Origin of the sequence: Frateuria soli (genome assembly GCF_021117385.1) — a bacterium.
Lineage (GTDB): Bacteria > Pseudomonadota > Gammaproteobacteria > Xanthomonadales > Rhodanobacteraceae > Frateuria_A > Frateuria_A soli.
Map to the genome: position 1 here is coordinate 1,679,872 of NZ_CP088252.1, position 17,889 is coordinate 1,697,760.

Genomic DNA, 17,889 nt, shown 5'->3' on the forward strand with positions numbered 1-17,889 from the left:
TGGAGCGCGCAGTCTAGCGCAGGCGCCCGCCCGGGGGCCCTCGCCATGCGATCATCGAGGCATGCAGACCTTCCTCTGGCACGACTACGAAACCTTCGGTGCCGACAGCCGGCGCGACCGGCCGGCGCAATTCGCCGGCATCCGTACCACGGCGGAACTGGAGATCGTCGGCGAGCCGGTGATGTTCTTCGCCCGCCCGCCGCGCGACATGGCGCCGGACCCTGATGCCTGCCTGATCACCGGCATCACGCCGCAGCAGGCCGAACGCGAGGGCGTGTCGGAGGCCGGGTTCGCCGCCCGCGTGCACGAGCAACTGGCCGCACCCGGCACCTGCGGCGTGGGCTACAACTCGCTGCGTTTCGACGACGAGTTCACCCGTCAGATGCTGTACCGCAACTTCTTCGATCCGTACGGGCGCGAATGGGAAAACGGCAATTCCCGCTGGGACCTGATCGACCTGGTGCGCATGTGCCAGGCGCTGCGGCCCGAGGGCATCGTCTGGCCCACTCGCGACGACGGCACGCCCAGCTTCAAGCTCGAGCACCTGGCCGCGGCCAACCACCTGAAGCAGGAACGCGCGCACGACGCGCTGTCGGACGTGTACGCGCTGATCGACCTGGCGCGACTGATCCGCGTGCGCCAGCCGCGGCTTTGGGACTGGCACTTCGAGCTGAGGCGCAAGCAGAAGGTGTTCGGGCTGCTGGACGTGGCGGGCATGACGCCGCTGGTGCACGTGTCCTCGCGCTACCCGGCCAGCCGCCATTGCCTGGCGGTGGTCGCGCCGCTGGCGCCGCATCCGTCACGGCCCGGCGAGGTGATCGTCTACGACCTTGACGTCGACCCGTCGACCTGGCTCGACCTGGGCGAGGACGACATCGCCGACCGCATCTTCACCGCCCGTGCGGACCTGCCGGAGGGCATCGAACGCATCCCGCTGCGCACCGTGCGCGCCAACCGCGCCCCGGCGCTGGCGCCGCTGTCGGTCCTGCGCGACCTGGACCACGGCCGGCTCAAGCTCGACCTGGAGCGCTGCCTGCGCCATCACGCCCTGCTGCGAGCCACCGAAGGGCTGGCCGACAAGTTGCGGCATGTGTTCGCCCACGCCGCCGACATGGCCGCGCCGGAGGATCCGGAACTGGCCCTCTACAGCGGCTTCCTGCCCGATGCGGACAAGCGCCTGCTGGCGGAGGTCCGTGCCACGCCGCCGGAGCAGCTGGCCGGTCGCAGCTTTCCCTTCCGCGACCCGCGCTATGCGGAGCTGCTGTTCCGCTACCGCGCGCGCAACTGGCCCGCCAGCCTGGACGCGGACGAGCGGGCGCGCTGGGAGGGCTTCAGGCTCGCGCGCCTGACCCGCCCCACCGCGCTCACCGCGCGCACGCTGGACGAGTACTTCGCACGCATCGCCGTGCTGCGCCAGGAGCGGCCCGACCAGATCGCCCTGCTCGACCAACTCGAGGCCTGGGGCCGGGAGCTGGCGCCCGTCCTGGCCATGGCCGCGGAGCCGCTGTAGGAGCCGCGGCCCGATGGTCGTCGCACACAAGGGGCGCTCCTGCAGGCCAGGATGAATGACGGATAATGCGCGGATGCCGCAACCCTACTTCACTCCCGCCACCTTCCGCTTCCTGCGCGCCCTGGGCCGCAACAACAGCCGCGAGTGGTTCACCGCGCACAAGGCCGACTACGAGCGTCACGTGCGCGAGCCCTTCCTGGCGCTGATCGCCGACATGGCCGCGCCACTGGCGACGATCAGCCCGCACTACCGCGCCGACGCGCGCAAGAACGGCGGCTCGCTGTTCCGCATCCACCGCGACACGCGTTTTTCCAACAACAAGCTGCCGTACAAGACCTGGCAGGGTTCGCGCTTCTTCCACGCGCGTCGGCACGAAATCCCTGCCCCGTCGTTCTACCTGCACATCGAGCCTGGCGACTGCTTCGCCGGCGGCGGCATGTGGCATCCGGAACCGGACACGCTCAAGAACATCCGCGGCTTCCTGGCCGACAACCCGGAAGCCTGGAAGCGCGCAACCCGCGGCAAGTCCTTCGAAGGCCTGAGCTTCTGGGGCGAGAGCCTGAGCCGCCCGCCGCGCGGCTTCGATCCGGCCCACGAACTGATCGACGATCTCAAGCGCAAGGACTTCGCCGCCGGCGAGAACTTCGACGACGCCTTCGCCTGCTCGTCCGAACTGCTGCCGTGGGCGGCGGAGAGCTTCCAGCGCGTCGCGCCGATGGTCGACTACCTCTGCGCCTCGCAGGAGCTCGAGTTCTAGCCACGGCCCTCTGCAGGAGTGCACCTGTGCGCGACCGTGATGTCCAAGGTCGCGCACAGGTGCGCTCCTACACAGCCCCTCGCTGTCGACGCAGCAGCACGAGCGCCACAGCCATCCCGAGCACCGCCGTCGCCGCCACGTAATGCGCCGGCGCCAGCACGCCGAAGCGCTTCACCAGCAGCCCGATCAGCGGCGGCGTGAGCCCTCCGAACAGTGCGTAGGCGACGTTGTACGAGGCGGAAAGTCCTGAAAACCGCACTGCCGGCGGGAATGCCTGCACCATGAGCACCGGCACCACGCCGACCACGCCCACGGCAAATCCCGCCAGCGCATACAGGGCGACGAAGCGGGTGCCGCCGGCCGCCAGGTCCAGGTACAACGCATAGCCGGCCACCAGCAGCCCGGCGGCGCCGAACAACAGCGCGCGCGCGGGCCCGATCCGGTCGGACAGGCCGCCGTAGAACAGGCATCCCACCGCCAGCGCGAACGACGCCACGTTGTTGCCGAGGAACGCCCGTGCCGGCGTGACGCCGAACGCCGACTGCACCAGCGCGGGCGTCATCAGGATCAGCACCACGATCGCCGCGGTGAGCATCCAGGTCACCGACATCGACAGCGCCACCGCCGGCCGATGCCGTGCCGCCACGCGCGCCAGCGGCAGCCCGGCAACCAGCTCGCGCCGCGCGTGCATCGCCTCGAACACCGGCGTCTCGCTGAGCCAGCGACGAAGCCATACGGCCAGGAAGCCGAATACGCCACCGATCAGGAACGGCAACCGCCAGCCGTAGTCGAGCAACGCCTGCGGCGACAGCGACCGGTTGAGGCCCGCGGCAACCAGCGAGCCGATCAGGATGCCCACGGTGAGACCGGAGGTCAGGCTGGCGCAGGCAAAGCCCATCCGCCGCGGCGGCACATGCTCGGCCACGAACACCCACGCCCCCGGCACTTCGCCACCCACGGCGATGCCCTGCATCACCCGCAACAGCAACAGCAACAACGGCGCCATCATGCCGATCTGCGCGTAGACCGGCAGCAGGCCGATGCCCAGCGTGGGCAACGCCATCAGGAACACGCTCAGCGTGAACATCCGCTTGCGCCCGAGCTTGTCGCCGTAGTGCGCCATCACGATGCCGCCGAGCGGCCGCGCCAGGTAGCCGGCGGCGAAGATGCCGTACACCTTTACCTGTGCCAGCCAGGACACGCTGTCGGGTGGAAAGAACAGCTTGCTGAGCGGGATCGCGAAAAACACGAACACCACGAAGTCGTAGAACTCCAGCGCCCCGCCCAGGGCAGCCAGCGACAGCGTGCGCATGTCCGAACGCCCGAGGCGGCGGTCGGCATCACCGACGAGGGTCGATGCGTTCATCGGGCGTCAGCCGCGCGTGCCCTTGAACAGCATGCCGACGCCAAGGGCCACCAGTGCCAACGGCCACCAGGTGGCGAACAGTTCGCCCAGGTGCAGGTCCAGACCCAGGTTGCGCAACAGGAACAGGACGCCGATGACGATCAGCAGGATGCCGGGCACGCTCGGGCGCATCGGTTTTCTCGAAGGGAAGGAAGCGGCAACTGTGCGCATGCCGCCGGCGCCCGTCAACGTCCTGGCTCAGGCCTCGGCGAACGGAAAGGCCAGCACCTCGGCGATGGCGTCGGTGCAGGCCAGGCACATCAGCAGTCGCTCGATCCCCAGCGCGACACCGGCGCACCGGGGCATCGCGTCGAGCACGGCCAGCAGCCGCCCGTCGATCGGCACTTCGCGCACGCCGCGGGCGCGGCGGATGGCGTTGTCGCGTTCGAAGCGCGCACGCTGCTCGTCGGCGTCGTTGAGCTCGTGGTAGCCGTTGGCCAGCTCGTGGGGACCCAGAAAGACCTCGAAGCGCTCGGCCACCGGCGGATCGTCGCAACGGATCCGGGCCAGCGCGCACTGGCTGGCCGGGTAATCATGGACGACGGTCACCCGGTCACGCGGAAAGTGCGGCTGCAGGCGGTGGGTGATGATCAGGTCGAGCCAGTCGTCGCGCGTCAGCCCCGCGGGATCGATGGTGGATTGATCCAGCGCCTGTTGCAGTACGTCGAGCGGCGCGGTGAGCGGGTCCAGTCCCAGACTGTCCAGGAACAACTCCCGATAGCTGCGCACCCGCACGTCGGCATGGCGGCCGACGAGGGCGAGCGCCGCCTGAACCAGTTCCACGACCTCGTCTGCCAGTCGCCGGTGGTCCCAGCCGACCCGGTACCACTCGAGCATGGTGAACTCGGGATTGTGCCGCCCGCCCGCCTCGCCATTGCGGAACACCCGGCCCAGTTCGTAGCAGTCGCCCACGCCGGCGGCGAGCAGGCGCTTCAGGGGGTATTCGGGCGACGTGCGAAGCCAGCGCTCGCGCGCGCCGGCGTCGACGTGGCCGTGGAAGGTCGTGGTGAAACTTTCGATGTTCGGTTCGGTATTGCCGGCGGACGAGAGGATGGGGGTCTCGACCTCCAATATGCCTCGTTCGGCGAAGAAAGTGCGGATACGGCGATAGAGGTCTGCTCGCAAGTGCAAGGCCGAAGCAAAGGCCTCCCCCTCTCCCCAACCCTCTCCCCCGGCAGGGCCGGGGGAGAGGGAGTTTGTGGGCCGGCTCTGGCTCTGGCATTCGCTCCCTCTCCCCCGGCGACGCCGGGGGAGAGGGTTGGGGAGAGGGGGAGGCCTTTCGCCCAGGGCACGCACGATCGCTTCGAGCACATCGCCCGTGCGCAGCAGCACCTCGTCGTTCCAGAAGCGCAGCACCTTGAACCCGGCACGCTCGAGCATGCGGGTGCGGCGGGCGTCATAGGCTTGCTGGTCGCCGTGCTGACCACCATCAAGTTCCACGATCAGGTGGTGCTCGACGCAGCAAAAGTCCGCGTAGTAGCCGGCAACCGGATGTTGCCGCCGGAATTTGGCGCCCAGCTGGGCAGCGCGCAGACGCGACCAGAGTCTGGCTTCCGCGTCGGTCTGGTTCTTTCGCAGTAGTTTTGCGCGATCCATCGCTTCGTCTCCTTGGTCGAAAGGCCTGCCGTTCACCCGCCGTGCTCCGCCAGCAACGCCAGTAAATTTGCTTCGTCCCAAACCGGCACGCCGAGCTCCTGTGCCTTGTCGAGCTTGGACCCGGCCGCCTCGCCCGCCACCACGAACGAAGTCTTCTTCGAAACCGAACCGGCCACCTTGGCGCCGAGCGCCTCCAGCCGCTGCTTGGCCTCGTCGCGGGTCAGGGTCGGGAGCGTGCCGGTGAGCACGACGGTCTGGCCTTCCAGCGGTGCGGCGCTGATCCCGAGCTGGGGCACGGTAGCGAGCAGGCGGTGGATCGCCGCCTCGGCTTCACGCAACGGCGCCAACCGGGCTTCGTCGGCCAGGAAGGCCGCCAGGTTGGCGGCGGCCGCCTGCGGCAGGCCATGGGTGATCCATTGCGCTTCACCGGCCGCGAGCAGGCGCTCGAGCGTCGGGAAGTGTTCCACCAGCAGTTGCGTGCTCTTGGGCCCGAGCTTGGACACCTTCGCATAGTCGAGCAGCGCAGCCAGGCCCAGCCTGTCCCGCAGGCGCGGCGACGGCGGGGCCTCGTCGGTGAAGGTGATGCCTGCGGCCAGCAGCGCGTCGACCACGCGCTGGTTGCCTTCCTGCGCGAAGAATCCGGCGATCGAGGATGCCACCTCCTCGCCGATGTCCGGAAGCACGCGCAGCACGGCGGCCGGCATGCTGCGCACCATCTCCAGGTTGCCCAGCCAGGTGGCCAGCGTGCGCGCGGTGCTTTCGCCGATGTGCATGATGCCCAGCGCGAACAGGAAGCGCGGCAGCGTAGTGCGCCGGCTGGCGTCGATGCCTTCGACCAGGTTTTGCGCCCATTTGGTGGCGATCTTGCCGGCCTTGACGGTTTCCGGCGTGGTGCCTTCGCGCTCGTCGATCGCCTGTTTCATCGCCACGAAGCGCTCGACCGTGAGGTCATAGAGATCGGCCGGCGTACGCACCATGTCCAGCTCGACCAGCGCATCGACGAAGCGGCTGCCCAGTCCCTCGATGTCCATCGCGCGCCGCGATGCGAAGTGGATCAGCGCCTCCTTGCGCTGCGCCGGGCAGACCAGCCCGCCGGTACAACGCCAGGCGGCCTCGCCCTCTTCGCGCATCAGCGCCGAGCCGCAGACCGGGCAATGGGCGGGCATCTTCCATGGATGCGTGCCGGAAGGGCGGCGCTCGGCCTGCACGCGCACGACCTCGGGGATCACGTCGCCGGCGCGGCGCACGATCACCGTGTCGCCCACGCGAACGTCCAGCCGCGCGATCTGGTCGGCATTGTGCAAGGTGGCGTTGGTCACGGTGACGCCGGCCACCTGCACGGGTTTCAGGCGCGCCACCGGTGTAGCCGCGCCGGTGCGGCCGATCTGGATCTCGATCGCCTCGACCTCGGTGCTTTCCTCCTGCGCCGGGAACTTGTGCGCGATGGCCCAGCGCGGCGCGCGCGAGACGAAGCCCATCTCGCGCTGGCCCTCGTAGTCGTCCAGCTTGTAGACCACGCCGTCGATGTCGTAGGGCAGCGCGTCGCGCCTGCCGCCGATGCGCTCGTAGTAGGCGATCAGCCCGTCAAACCCGCGTGCCACGTCTGCCTCCGGCGACACCGGGAAGCCCCATTCGCGCAATCTGGCAAGCGTCTGCGAATGCGTCGGCGGCAGCTCGCCCCCCTCGACCACGCCCACCGCGTAGGCGAAGAAACTCAGCCGACGCCTGGCAGTGACAGCAGGATCGAGCTGGCGCAGCGAACCGGCCGCGCCGTTGCGCGGGTTGGCCAGCGGTCTCTCGCCATGCTTGCGGGCATAGTCGTTGAAGGCCTCGAAGTCCTTGCGCAGCATGATGACCTCGCCGCGCACTTCCAGTACCTGGGGCCAGCCGGTGCCGCGCAGTCGCAACGGGATCGCGCGCACGGTGCGCAGGTTGGCGGTCACGTCCTCGCCGGTTTCGCCGTCGCCGCGGGTCGCGCCCTGCACGAACACGCCCTGCTCGTAGCGCAGGCTGATCGCGAGGCCGTCGAGCTTGGGTTCCACCGAAAAGACCGGCTGGCGCCGATCCAGCGTCTGCTCGACGCGCCGCTCGAACTCAACGATCTCGCGGAAGCGCTCGCGCTCGCTGTCGCCTTCCTGCTCGAAGGCATTGCCGAGCGAAAGCATCGGCAGCGCGTGGTGTACCTCGGCAAAACCCCCATGGGCGCGGGCGCCCACGCGACGGGTCGGCGAATCGGCGCCGGCAAGTTCCGGATGCGCGTCTTCCAGCGCCTCCAGTTCACGCAAAAGGCGGTCGTACTCGGCGTCGGTGATGTCCGGATCGTCGAGCACGTAGTAGCGGTAATTGGCCTGCTCGATGCGCTCGCGCAGTTCGGCGGCCCGGGCCTGCCAGTCGGAAGTGTTCGAATGCATGACGCGAGTGTAGCGACAGGCCTGTCCGGGCGGCACGCCGCCGCTAAGGAAACCCGAAGCATGCGGGGCTAGCGTGCAGGCGCCGGGAGCCCCGGCCACCGAGGGAGGTGGGCCATGCGTTCGTACCACTGGTTTGCCTGTCTGCTGTTTCTCGTTTCCGGCGCCGCCGGCGCCAGCGGCGGACCGCTCGGAATCGACCATCAGCTGCATTACGACAACAGCGGCATCTGGAAGCGCAGCAACCAGTTGGGGCTGCTTTACGGCACCATCGTCACCGTGGGTGCCGGCGCCATCGTGCTGGGCGACGACAACAGGCTCGGCGATACCTTCTGGCGTACGGTCGATGCGATGGTCGTGACCGGCGTGGCCACCGAGGCGTTGAAGTACACCTTCCGCCGCGAGCGCCCTTCCGAGACGGACAATCCGAACCGTTTCTTCACGCACGGCCAGAGTTTTCCCAGCGGCGAGGTCGCCGCGCTTTCCGCGGCCGTCACCCCCTTCATTGCCAATTACGGCGACGAGCACCCAGCGGTCTATGCGCTGGCCCTGCTGCCCGCCTACGACGCCGTCGCGCGCATGAAGGTGCACGAGCATTGGCAGAGCGACGTGCTGGTCGGCGCCCTGCTTGGCACCGGCGTCGGCCTGTGGGCCAGCCGGCGCGACTCGCCGCTGATCGTGGGCTGGCTACCGGGCGGTTTCAGCGTGGGCTACGTGCACCATTTCAAGCCGTAAGCGGCCACACCTGCCGGCTCAGCGATGCAGGTGCCCGGAGGCCTCGGGCTGGTAGTCGATCTCCATGACGCGCAGGTGTCGCGCCTGGCCGCCAGGCATCGGCCAGTCGATCTCCTGGCCGCGCGCCAGACCCAGTAGCGCACTGCCCACGGGCGCCAGGATGGACACGGTGCCGGGCTTGCCGGCCGCTCCCGGATACACCAGCGACATGGTGATGCGCTCGCCGGACCCCTCTTCGCTGAAGGTCACCGTGGAGTTCATGGTGACCACATCGGAGGGCATGTCGCCGGGCTCGCGCACTTCCGCCCGCTCCAGCTCCGCCCGCAGCGACGCATGCTGCTGCGCTTCCCCGGCCGGCAGGCGATCGAGCAGGTTCTCGATGCGTTCGACATCCAGGCGGGACAGGACGATGGTGGGCCGGCTCATGGGGTTCTCCACGGAAAAAAACCGGCAACGGGCCGGCATGAAGGGGAAAGATGGACAGCGCTGCGCCAAAAGAGTGCAGGCTCCCCGGGAATCTGGTGTCGCCCGCGCAAAAAGGCAAGCCCAGCATGGAAGACTGCGCTCATGCACGCACCGAAGGCAGCCGGGTCGTATCATGCGCCCCCATGCCGAACGACGCCGTCACGCCCGCCCCACCCCTGCACGCGGGCGAGCCGGTCGGGGAAGCGTCGCGCGAGCGCTACCGCGGCCTGATCTGGCTGGTCTCGGCGGCCTTTTTCATGCAGGCGCTGGATTCGACCATCGTCAATACCGCGGTGCCCGCCATGGCCGGCGCACTCGGCGTCACCCCGCTGGGCATGCGCAGCGCGCTGACCAGCTACGTGCTCACCCTGGCGATCCTGATTCCGGCCAGCCCCTGGCTGTGCGACCGCTTCGGCACGCGCAAGGTGTTTGGCGCCGCCATCGCGGTGTTCGGCGTGGGTTCGTTGTTCTGCGGGGTTTCCCAGACACTGCCCCAGCTGGTGGCTGCGCGCGTGATGCAGGGTGTAGGGGGTGCCGCCTTGATGCCCGTGGGCCGCTATGTGCTGGTGCGCAGCATCGCCAGGCACGAGTTCGTCGCGGTGATGAGCACGGTGGCCACCTTCGGTCTGCTCGGCTCGGTACTCGGGCCGTTGCTGGGCGGTGCGCTGGTGGAGTTCACCTCGTGGCGGCTGATCTTCCTGATCAACGTGCCGGTGGTGATCTGCGGGTTGTGGATGAACCGGAAGGACATGCCCGAGTACCGCATGCAGCACGCCAACCGGTTCGACCTGCCGGGTTTCCTGCTTTTCGCGGCTGCATCGGCGCTGCTGCTGACTGCCTCGGAGCTGGTCGGCGCCAGGCATGTGGCGTGGGGGCGCATCGGCGAATGCACGGCGCTGGCGCTGCTGATCGGCGTGATCTACGTATGGCACAGCCGGCGGACCGCGTTCCCGGTCGCCGATCTCTCGCTGCTGAAAGTGCGCAGCGTGTGGGTGGCGCTGGCTGGCAACCTGTTCACCCGGCTGGGCATCTCGGGCATGTTCCTGCTGCTGGTGCTGTTCCTGCAGGTGGGCTGCGGCTGGTCGGCGCTGATGGCCGGCCTGATGATGGTGCCGCAGGCGCTGGGCTCGATCAGCGCCAAGTGGACGGTCAATCGCGCGCTGGCGCGGCTGGGCTATCGCCGCCTGCTGATCGGCAACACATTGATCGTGGCGACGCTGCTGGCATCGTTCGCCACCTTCGGAAGGGACACGCCCGCGTGGCTGATCGCGGTGATGGTGTTCCTCTACGGCGGCTTCGGCGGTCTGCAATACACCGCGATGAACACACTGATCTACCACGACCTGGACATCAGGCATGCCTCGATGGCCTCGTCGATGGCCTCCACCGCGCAGTACCTGTCGATGAGCTTCGGCATCGCGCTGGCCACGCTGCTGATGGAATCGCTGCTGCAGGGGCACGCGCACTCGGACTACGTGGCCGCATTCCGCTGGACGGTACTGATCCTGGCGTTGGTCACCGCGTCGGCCAGCCGCGTGTTCAGCCGACTCGGTGCCGATCGTCCGGCGCGCAGGGAACTGCCCGCATGAGGCGCGGCCGGCAGGTGCGCGCCTGCTAGGCTTGTCCGGCGTTCCCCAGGAAGCGACCCATGCGTTCGATCTTGCTCCTCACCCTCGTGATCGGAGGTATCCCCGCCCCGGCCCTGGCAGCCGAAACCAGCCCGAACTTCCACCTGACCGATCACCCGGTCGGCTGGCTGGCCGTGGTGCTGTTCGTGCTCGCCTACGTGGCGGTGGTGCTGGAGGAGCGCATCCGGATCGCCAAGTCCAAGCCGGTGATGCTCGCCGCGGCGCTGATCTGGGGGCTGATCGCGTGGGAAACCCGCGCCGACGGCAGCTCGGCGGCCGCGCGCGGCGCCTTCCAGGCGATGTTCCTCGAATACGCGGAGATCTTTTTCTTCCTGGTGGTGGCGATGACCTACGTCACCGCAATGGGCGAGCGCAATGTGTTCGAGGCGCTGCGCGCTCAACTGACCCGACGCCGGCTGGGCTACCGCACGCTGTTCTGGATCACCGGCACCATCGCCTTCTTCCTTTCGCCCGTGCTGGACAATCTCACCACCGCGCTGGTGATGTCGGCAGTCGTGCTGGCCGTCGGCGGCGGGCAGATGCGCTTCGCCACGCTGTCGCTGATCAACCTGGTGGTCGCGGCCAACGCCGGTGGCGCATGGAGCGCGTTCGGCGACATCACCACGCTGATGGTGTGGCAGGCGCACAAGGCCGAGTTCTTCGATTTCTTCCGCCTGTTCCCGTCCGCGCTGGTCAACTGGCTGGTGCCGGCGGTCGCGATGCACTTCGCCCTGCCCAAGGGGCAACCCGAGTCCCTGCCCGGCCGCGTGCCGATCAAGCCCGGCGGCATCGGCATCTGCCTGACCTTCGCGCTGACCATTGCGATCACCGTGATCGGCAAGCAATGGCTGGGCATGCCGGCGGCCTACGGCATGCTGACCGGACTGGCGCTGCTCAACCTGCTGGCCTCGCGCATCGATCGCAGCCAGCGACGTTACGCGCTGGCGCAGGGCGCCGAAGAGGAGCCCTATTCGATCTTCCGCATCATCGCCAACGCCGAATGGGACACGCTGCTGTTCTTCTACGGCGTGTTCGGTTGCGTCGGCGGACTGGCCGCGCTGGGTTATCTCGAACTGGCCTCGCACACGCTCTACGGCGCACTCGGTGCGACCTGGGCCAACACCGCCATGGGCGTCCTCTCGGCGGTGATCGACAATATCCCGATCATGTACGCGGTATTGCAGATGAACCCGCCGATGGACCAGGCGCAGTGGTTGCTGATCACGCTCACCGCCGGGGTGGGCGGCAGCCTTCTCTCGGTCGGCTCGGCCGCCGGCGTGGCGCTGATGGGGGCCTCGGGCGGACGCTACACCTTCATGTGCCACCTGCGCTGGAGCTGGGCGATCGCCCTGGGGTATGCGGCGAGCATTGCCCTGCATCTGGCCCTCCACGGCACGTAACCTTTTACGGTAGCGCCCCAGGGCGACCACGCCGCTACCAGCCGGCCGCGCCCGAACAGCCGAAGGAAACCCATGCACCACGCCAGCGAGATCCTGCTCACCCTGTTCCTGGTCTTCGTCGCCGCGCAGATCGGCGCCGAGATCGCCCAGCGATTGAAGCTTCCGGGAGTGGTGGGCGAGATCGCCGCCGGCTGTGTGATCGGCCCCTCCCTGCTCGGCTGGATCAGTCCCGCCCAGATCCTGCCTGGTACGCCATTGGATGTGCTGGCCGAAATCGGCGTGGTCCTGTTGCTGTTCTCGGTGGGCCTGGAGACGCGACTGGAAGACTTGAAGAGGGTCGGCAAGGTGGCCTTCCTGGTCGGCGTGCTGGGTGTGTTGATTCCCTTCGCCATGGGTGGGGCGTGGGCGCACGGCAGCGGGTTTCCGTGGAGCAACTCGCTTTTCATCGCAGCCGCGTTCGTCGCGACATCCGCAGGCATCACCGCGCGCGTGCTGCAGGAGCTGGGCGCGCTGCAGCGGGTGGAAAGCAAGGTGATCCTGGGCGCCGCGGTGATCGACGACATCCTGGCCATGCTATTGCTGGGCGTGGTGGTATCGCTGCAGGAGGGCCAGGGTTTCGAGCCTGCCAAGCTGCTTGTGGTGCTGGGCAGCGCGATCGGCTTCATCGTGCTGGTCGGACTGGGCGGGGCGCGGGTGATGCGCTGGAACTCCGGCTGGCTGGAGAAACCGCACAGCGCCCACTCGCCGCTGGCGATCGTGTTGGCGATCTGCCTGGGTCTGGCGTGGCTCTCCACCCTGCTGGGCCTGGCGGCGATCATCGGCGCCTTCCTCGCCGGCATGATCGCCTCGGAAACGCGCCAGCAGCACACGCTGGAAACACAGACCCAGCCTCTGCTGGCCCTGCTCACGCCGTTCTTTTTCGTGATCACCGGCAGCAAGATCGACCTGGCCCAGCTGGCCAGCCCCGAAGCGGCATGGACGCTGGCCATCGTCACCGTGATCGCCATCGTCTCGAAGTTCGCCGGAGGCTGGCTCGGTTCGCTGGCGCTGGGACGCAACGCCGCCGCCATCGTCGGCTTCGGCATGGTGCCACGCGGCGAGGTGGGCGTGGTGGTGGCCAGCCTCGGGCTGGCCGCCGGCGTTTTCAGCGACCGCATCTACGCGATCATCGTGGCCATGTCGCTGCTCACTGCGATGGTCACGCCACCGGTGCTGGCCTGGATGCTGAAGCGCTATCCGGCCGGCGGGACGGTCAACCCGCCCGCAGGCGGATGATCGAGTGGTGGCGGGCCAGCACCCGCTGGATGCGCTCGATGCATGCCTGACGCAGGCGAACCGCCTTCTCCGCATCCGAATCGTCCAGGCATTCCGCCCGCACCCGTTCGCGATGCTCGATCTCCAGAGCCAAAAGGCGTTGCGCCTGGGCCAACCTTTCCTGGAGCTTCTCGTCGATGGCCATGGTCAATGACACCGGGCGACCCGCGGGAACGCCCATGCTACGCCGCATTCATTACAGGAGACGGTTCGCGGCTACGGCCGGACAGCGTGTCCGGGCCCCCCTGACGCCTGGTCGGCATCCGCTCGAAGTATGAGCGGCCACCGAGCTGGCCGCCGTAGGGGAAGTCTGATTCTGGTGTGAGCGCACAGATCAGCCCCGCTCCACCGCGACTTCCGCTCACCCAGGCGTCGCCCAGACCGCGCACGCGGGCACGCCGGGCCGCACGGCAATCAGCGGGCGGTTGCCGCAGGCCCGCGAGGTGGAAAACTTCGCGGTTCGCTGCGTCACGCCCGGGACCTGGAAAGTACACGCAGCTTGCGGCAGGTTGCTCGCCCGCCGACGACAAAGACCCGGCATCGCCGAAGGGCATCCCGGTTGCGCGACGGGAGTGCACTTACCCTCAACCGGGCATGCGCGACCCTGGCTGCAGGTCACCGGCCCTGACCTTGATCGCGGCGCTCTCTTCTTCCACCGGATAAACGCCCCGCAATACGTCGTCGAAGTGCGAGCGCACGGCCCGGTTGCAGCCACAGGCAATGCTCTCCAGTCCTCCCGCCTGGGTCACGCGCACGCCGCCGCGGCGGGTCTCCAGGATGCCGCGGTCCTTCAACTGCTTGATCACGCGGCTGATGTAGCTGCGCCCGACACCGAGCATGGAAGCGAGTTGCTCCTGGGTGAGCGGCACGTCGTGGTCGCCCGTGCGATCCAGGGCGGCGATCAGCCACTTGGCGGTCCGCTGCTCGATGGAGTGCGCCGCATTGCAGGCCACGGACTGGAACACCTGGGCCATCAGGCAGTCGGCGTAGCGGGCGAACAGATTGCGCAGGCTGGGCGACCGCATCTTGGCCTGTTCCAGCTCCGCAGCACCTATCCGCAACACCGGACCGGGGAATTGCACGACGGTACGCGAATACGACGGCAGCCGCCCCTGGCTGACAATGCCGCCGACCGCGCCCTCCCTCCCCACGAGCGCCGTCTCGATGCCACGACCGTCTTCCAGCAGCACCATGAACGAAACCAGCGCGGGACCGCAGGGGAAGTAGACGTGGCGTACCGGGTCGCCGGGTTCGTAGAGCACACGGCCCACCTCCATCCGCTGGGATTCGAGGTGGGGCTGCAGCGCGACCAGGTCGTCCTGGTGCAGCGCGCGCAGAAGATTGTTCGGTGGCGCGGCCTCGCTCAATTCGCCGGGTGACTGCGCGCGCTCGTACTGGCTAGCCATAGAAGCCCCTGATGGCCGTGGCCCTGCACGCGTCGGGGACGCCGCAGCCACGGGTTTGTGACGCTATCTCAAGGCGCCGCACGTGGTTTCCGTGTGAGCGTCACGTCAGGTCAATGTCCACAATTGAACATACTTTGCGGGGGTCCTCCCCTACAGTCGGGCGGCACTTCCACGCCACGCCCGTCGTCCAGAGCACCAGGCGGAAGCGTACGTCCACACCCCACGCCGCAGACGCCAGGCGGTCCCACAGGCCGAGCCCATGGGTTTTTCCCCCCAGATGCACCATCACAGCCCGGGCGAACGGGATTCGAGCCGTTTTCCCGCCGCCATCCAGCCGCACGGCGCCTTGCTGTCGTTCGACGGCCTGGGCGTCGTTACCCACCTTGCCGGGGACACGTGCCGGGCCATCGGCGTACCCCCCGAGGCGCTGCTGGGGCAGCCCATCGGCACGCTGGTCGACCGCCAGGGCCGCGAACTGGCGCAGCTGATGGATCGTCTCGACCCGCCGCAGCACGGCTTCGTGGCCAAGTGGCATCCGCAGCCACCGGGGGGCGGTGCGTGGGACATCACGGCACATCCGGGCCGGCAGGGCACCATCGTCGAGTTCGAGCCGGCGGTGGCGGCCTCCGCGGAGGCCGCCGCCAGCATGGCGCGGCTGTCGCGGGCCATGGCCTCGCTCGATCGGCCTGGCGAGCACGATGACCTGTTCGGGACCATGGCAGCCGAGGTGCGCCGGCTTGCCGGCTTCGATCGCGTCCTCGTCTACCGCTTTCTGGAAGGCGACGCGGGCGAGGTCGTCGGAGAAGCCCGGTCCGACACCCTGCCCTCCCTGCTCGACCATCGTTTTCCGGGCTCGGGTTTTCCAGGCCAGGCGCGCAAGCCCTTCCTGCGCAATCGCTTCACCGTCGTTCCCGACGCCCACTACATCCCTGCGCCACTGCGGTCCTCCGGGCGGCGGGATGCCGCGACGCTCGACATGAGCGACTGTTCCCTGCGCAGCGTTTCGCCGCTCCAGCTGGAGAGCCTCAAGAGCATGGGCGTGGCTTCCGCGATGACCCTGTCGATCGTGGTGGGCAACGAGCTCTGGGGCCTGGTCGCCTGCCACCACCGCGAGCCGCGGCACGTGGCCTACGAGGTGCGCGAAGCCTGCCGGCATCTGGCGCGGGTGTTCGCACATCGGATCCAGGACCGCGAGGAGGCCCGCCACCAGCGCCAGAGCGCCCGCCTGCGCCATCTCCGCAGAGCCTGGCTGGACGACTTGCGCGAAATGCTCGAAGGCGGCCGCGCACTGGAACTGGAGCTGGGCCGACTCGCGACCATGGTTCCGTGCGACGGCGTCGCGCGCGTGTCCCAGGGACGCATCGAACTGTACGGGCACACCCCCGGCACGGTGGAAACCGCGGCCCTCGCCGATTGGCTGAAGCAGTCGTCCAACCACGAGGTATTCGCCACCCACCACCTGGCGGGTCACCTGGGCGCGGCCCGGCCCTGTGCGAGGGAGGCGGCCGGCGTATTGGCCACCTTCGTCGACGCGAACGGTCCGGACATGCTGCTGTGGTTCCGCAGCGAACAAGTCACCCGCGTGACATGGGCGGGCCATCCTGCCGATGCCTGCGCCGGCGCAGACCCGCCGCCCCTGCCGGCTCTGCAGACCTCCTTCGCCACCTGGGAACAGACCATCCACCAGACGACCCGCCCCTGGACCCGGGCCGAAGTCGATGCCGCGCGACAGTTGGGGTGTTCGCTGGCCGCCCTGTTCCAGCAACAGGCCGTGCGGAACCTCGACCAGCGCCTGCGCGAGACGCTGGCCGAACAGCAGTCCCTGGTCGCCCAGAAGCACGTGCTGATGCAGGAGGTGCATCACCGGGTGCAGAACAGCCTGCAGATCGTCAATTCGATGCTGCAGTTGCAGGCACGCCAGACACCCGACCGTGACGTACGCACCCAGTTCGAGGGCGCCGTCAACCGCCTGATGGCCGTGAGCGCCGTGCATCGTCACCTGTGGCGATCCAGCGATGCGCAGAGCGTCCAGCTCGGGCCCTACCTGGAAGAGCTCTGCGCGGACCTCATGTCGTCCTGGGGCGATGGCTGGTCCGGCCGCGTTGCGGTGGAAGCGACGGACGCGGCCATTCCCAGCCAGACTGCCGTCACGCTCGCCCTGCTGGTCACCGAGCTGCTGACCAATGCAGCCAAGTACGCCTACGCCGGCGCACCGGGTCCGGTCGAGGTTCGAGCCGACCGCACGGACGACGGGCTGCGGGTCCGTGTTCGGGATCAGGGGCTGGGCATGCACGGAAGGGTCCAGGGTGGAGGGCTTGGCTCGAAACTCATCCGGATCTTCACCGCGCAGCTTGGCGGCGACGCGCAGACCGTGACGGGCACCGACGGCACCACGGTGACCATCACGGTTCCCCTCGGGCCAGGCGCCAACCGCGATTGCTCCGATGCGCCCGGAAAGACGACCGCGTAGTGCCATGGCCGACTCCCTTGCTGCCCGGGCACTCTTCATCGGCTCGATGGCGGCCGGTAACATTCCGTGGCGCCGGTCCCATTGACGAATCCGCCGCAGGTGACGTCGCCGTCCGGATCCGCGCGTTCGGCAGTCGTTCTTCGACCCAGCCGAGAGATCAGCCAATGCCCATGTCCGAGCCGGCGCCGCCCGAGCCGCCAGAGCCGTTGCGCCCGGAAGGCGCCATCCGCGCTTACCTGCGGGATAAGACCGCGGAAGTGCATGCTCGCCTGGAGGCCCTTCCGATCTTTTTGCCGGTCCTGGCCCGCAAGGCGGGAACGATGGACCTCGTTCGGCTGCTGAGGGCCTATCACGCTTTCCACACGTCGGCTTCGCTTAATCTTGAGATTGGCTATCGGGAACTTGACGGATTGGGCGTCCACGCCCCCGCCCAGGCTCCCCTGGCCTTGCTCGCCGCGGATCTTTACGCACTGGGTGGCTTACTCCCGGCGCACCTCGCCCAGGCGCGGCCGGGCACGCGACCCGAGGCCGTGGGCTGGGTGTGGGTCGTGGAAGGCTCGGTGCTCGGATCGAGGGTGATCCACCGGGCGCTGGATTCCCTCTTCGGTCCACGCCTGGACGGACGTCGCTTCTTCCAGCCCATGCCCGACAGCGGCGTGCGGTGGAGGGCCGTCTGCTCGAGCATCGAGACGTACGGACGAGGACAAGACGCTCTCGCATGCATGGCCGAAGGTGCACGCCAAGCCTTCGCCTGCATGGAGCGCAGCCTGAAACATGCCTGCCACGAATCCTGAA

General features: G+C 68.4%; 14 protein-coding genes and 2 pseudogenes. 8 read left to right on the plus strand and 8 right to left on the minus strand.

The window, feature by feature from the left end; translation table 11 throughout:
• Positions 1-61: 61 nt before the first annotated feature.
• The gene (gene sbcB, locus LQ771_RS07675) at positions 62-1,510 is read left to right on the plus strand and encodes an exodeoxyribonuclease I (RefSeq protein ID WP_231351756.1); all 1,449 of its coding nucleotides are present in this window, start codon (positions 62-64) and stop codon (positions 1,508-1,510) included.
• Between the two features lie 73 nt (positions 1,511-1,583).
• Positions 1,584-2,267, plus strand: a complete 684-nt coding sequence (locus LQ771_RS07680; protein ID WP_231351757.1) for a DUF2461 domain-containing protein — start codon at positions 1,584-1,586, stop codon at positions 2,265-2,267.
• A 67-nt stretch (positions 2,268-2,334) separates the two neighbouring features.
• On the opposite strand, the gene LQ771_RS07685 is transcribed toward LQ771_RS07680, so the two are convergent.
• The 5 genes and pseudogenes from LQ771_RS07685 to ligA all read right to left on the minus strand — a co-directional run bounded on the left by LQ771_RS07685 (position 2,335) and on the right by ligA (position 7,679).
• Complete coding sequence (locus LQ771_RS07685) at positions 2,335-3,633, minus strand: MFS transporter (RefSeq protein ID WP_231351758.1); 1,299 nt, start codon at positions 3,631-3,633, stop codon at positions 2,335-2,337.
• 6 nt (positions 3,634-3,639) lie between these two features.
• The gene (locus LQ771_RS07690; protein ID WP_231351759.1) at positions 3,640-3,804 is read right to left on the minus strand and encodes a LiaI-LiaF-like domain-containing protein; all 165 of its coding nucleotides are present in this window, start codon (positions 3,802-3,804) and stop codon (positions 3,640-3,642) included.
• 66 nt (positions 3,805-3,870) lie between these two features.
• Positions 3,871-4,809, minus strand: a pseudogene (gene epmA / locus LQ771_RS07695) (EF-P lysine aminoacylase EpmA); the annotation flags it as partial.
• 159 nt (positions 4,810-4,968) lie between these two features.
• A pseudogene (locus LQ771_RS07700) lies at positions 4,969-5,268 on the minus strand (endonuclease domain-containing protein); the annotation flags it as partial.
• A 32-nt stretch (positions 5,269-5,300) separates the two neighbouring features.
• Positions 5,301-7,679: an NAD-dependent DNA ligase LigA gene (gene ligA / locus LQ771_RS07705; protein ID WP_231351760.1), complete on the minus strand. Its 2,379-nt coding sequence runs from the start codon at positions 7,677-7,679 to the stop codon at positions 5,301-5,303.
• Between the two features lie 114 nt (positions 7,680-7,793).
• On the opposite strand from ligA, the gene LQ771_RS07710 reads away from it, so the two are divergent.
• On the plus strand, positions 7,794-8,411 hold the full coding sequence (locus tag LQ771_RS07710; RefSeq protein WP_231351761.1) for a phosphatase PAP2 family protein: 618 nt from the start codon (positions 7,794-7,796) through the stop codon (positions 8,409-8,411).
• 18 nt (positions 8,412-8,429) lie between these two features.
• Here the strand turns inward: LQ771_RS07710 and rnk are convergent, their stop codons facing one another.
• The gene (gene rnk / locus LQ771_RS07715; RefSeq protein ID WP_231351762.1) at positions 8,430-8,837 is read right to left on the minus strand and encodes a nucleoside diphosphate kinase regulator; all 408 of its coding nucleotides are present in this window, start codon (positions 8,835-8,837) and stop codon (positions 8,430-8,432) included.
• A gap of 182 nt (positions 8,838-9,019) precedes the next feature.
• On the opposite strand from rnk, the gene LQ771_RS07720 reads away from it, so the two are divergent.
• The 3 genes from LQ771_RS07720 (at position 9,020) to LQ771_RS07730 (ending at position 13,179) form a co-directional block, all read left to right on the plus strand.
• On the plus strand, positions 9,020-10,465 hold the full coding sequence (locus tag LQ771_RS07720; RefSeq protein ID WP_231351763.1) for an MFS transporter: 1,446 nt from the start codon (positions 9,020-9,022) through the stop codon (positions 10,463-10,465).
• Positions 10,466-10,524: 59 nt separating this feature from the next.
• Positions 10,525-11,904, plus strand: a complete 1,380-nt coding sequence (gene nhaD, locus LQ771_RS07725; protein ID WP_231351764.1) for a sodium:proton antiporter NhaD — start codon at positions 10,525-10,527, stop codon at positions 11,902-11,904.
• Positions 11,905-11,976: 72 nt separating this feature from the next.
• Positions 11,977-13,179: a cation:proton antiporter gene (locus LQ771_RS07730; RefSeq protein WP_231351765.1), complete on the plus strand. Its 1,203-nt coding sequence runs from the start codon at positions 11,977-11,979 to the stop codon at positions 13,177-13,179.
• On the opposite strand, the gene LQ771_RS07735 is transcribed toward LQ771_RS07730, so the two are convergent.
• Both LQ771_RS07735 and LQ771_RS07740 read right to left on the minus strand, forming a co-directional pair.
• Entirely contained in the window at positions 13,157-13,363 is a 207-nt protein-coding gene (locus LQ771_RS07735; protein WP_231351766.1) for a hypothetical protein, read from the minus strand. The genes LQ771_RS07730 and LQ771_RS07735 overlap by 23 nt on opposite strands.
• 439 nt (positions 13,364-13,802) lie before the next feature.
• Positions 13,803-14,624 (minus strand): Crp/Fnr family transcriptional regulator, encoded by an 822-nt coding sequence (locus tag LQ771_RS07740; protein WP_231351767.1) that lies wholly within the window; start codon positions 14,622-14,624, stop codon positions 13,803-13,805.
• Positions 14,625-14,883: 259 nt separating this feature from the next.
• On the opposite strand from LQ771_RS07740, the gene LQ771_RS07745 reads away from it, so the two are divergent.
• On the plus strand, positions 14,884-17,094 hold the full coding sequence (locus LQ771_RS07745; RefSeq protein ID WP_231351768.1) for a histidine kinase dimerization/phosphoacceptor domain -containing protein: 2,211 nt from the start codon (positions 14,884-14,886) through the stop codon (positions 17,092-17,094).
• A gap of 164 nt (positions 17,095-17,258) precedes the next feature.
• On the plus strand, positions 17,259-17,888 hold the full coding sequence (locus LQ771_RS07750; RefSeq protein WP_231351769.1) for a biliverdin-producing heme oxygenase: 630 nt from the start codon (positions 17,259-17,261) through the stop codon (positions 17,886-17,888).
• Position 17,889: the final 1 nt, after the last annotated feature.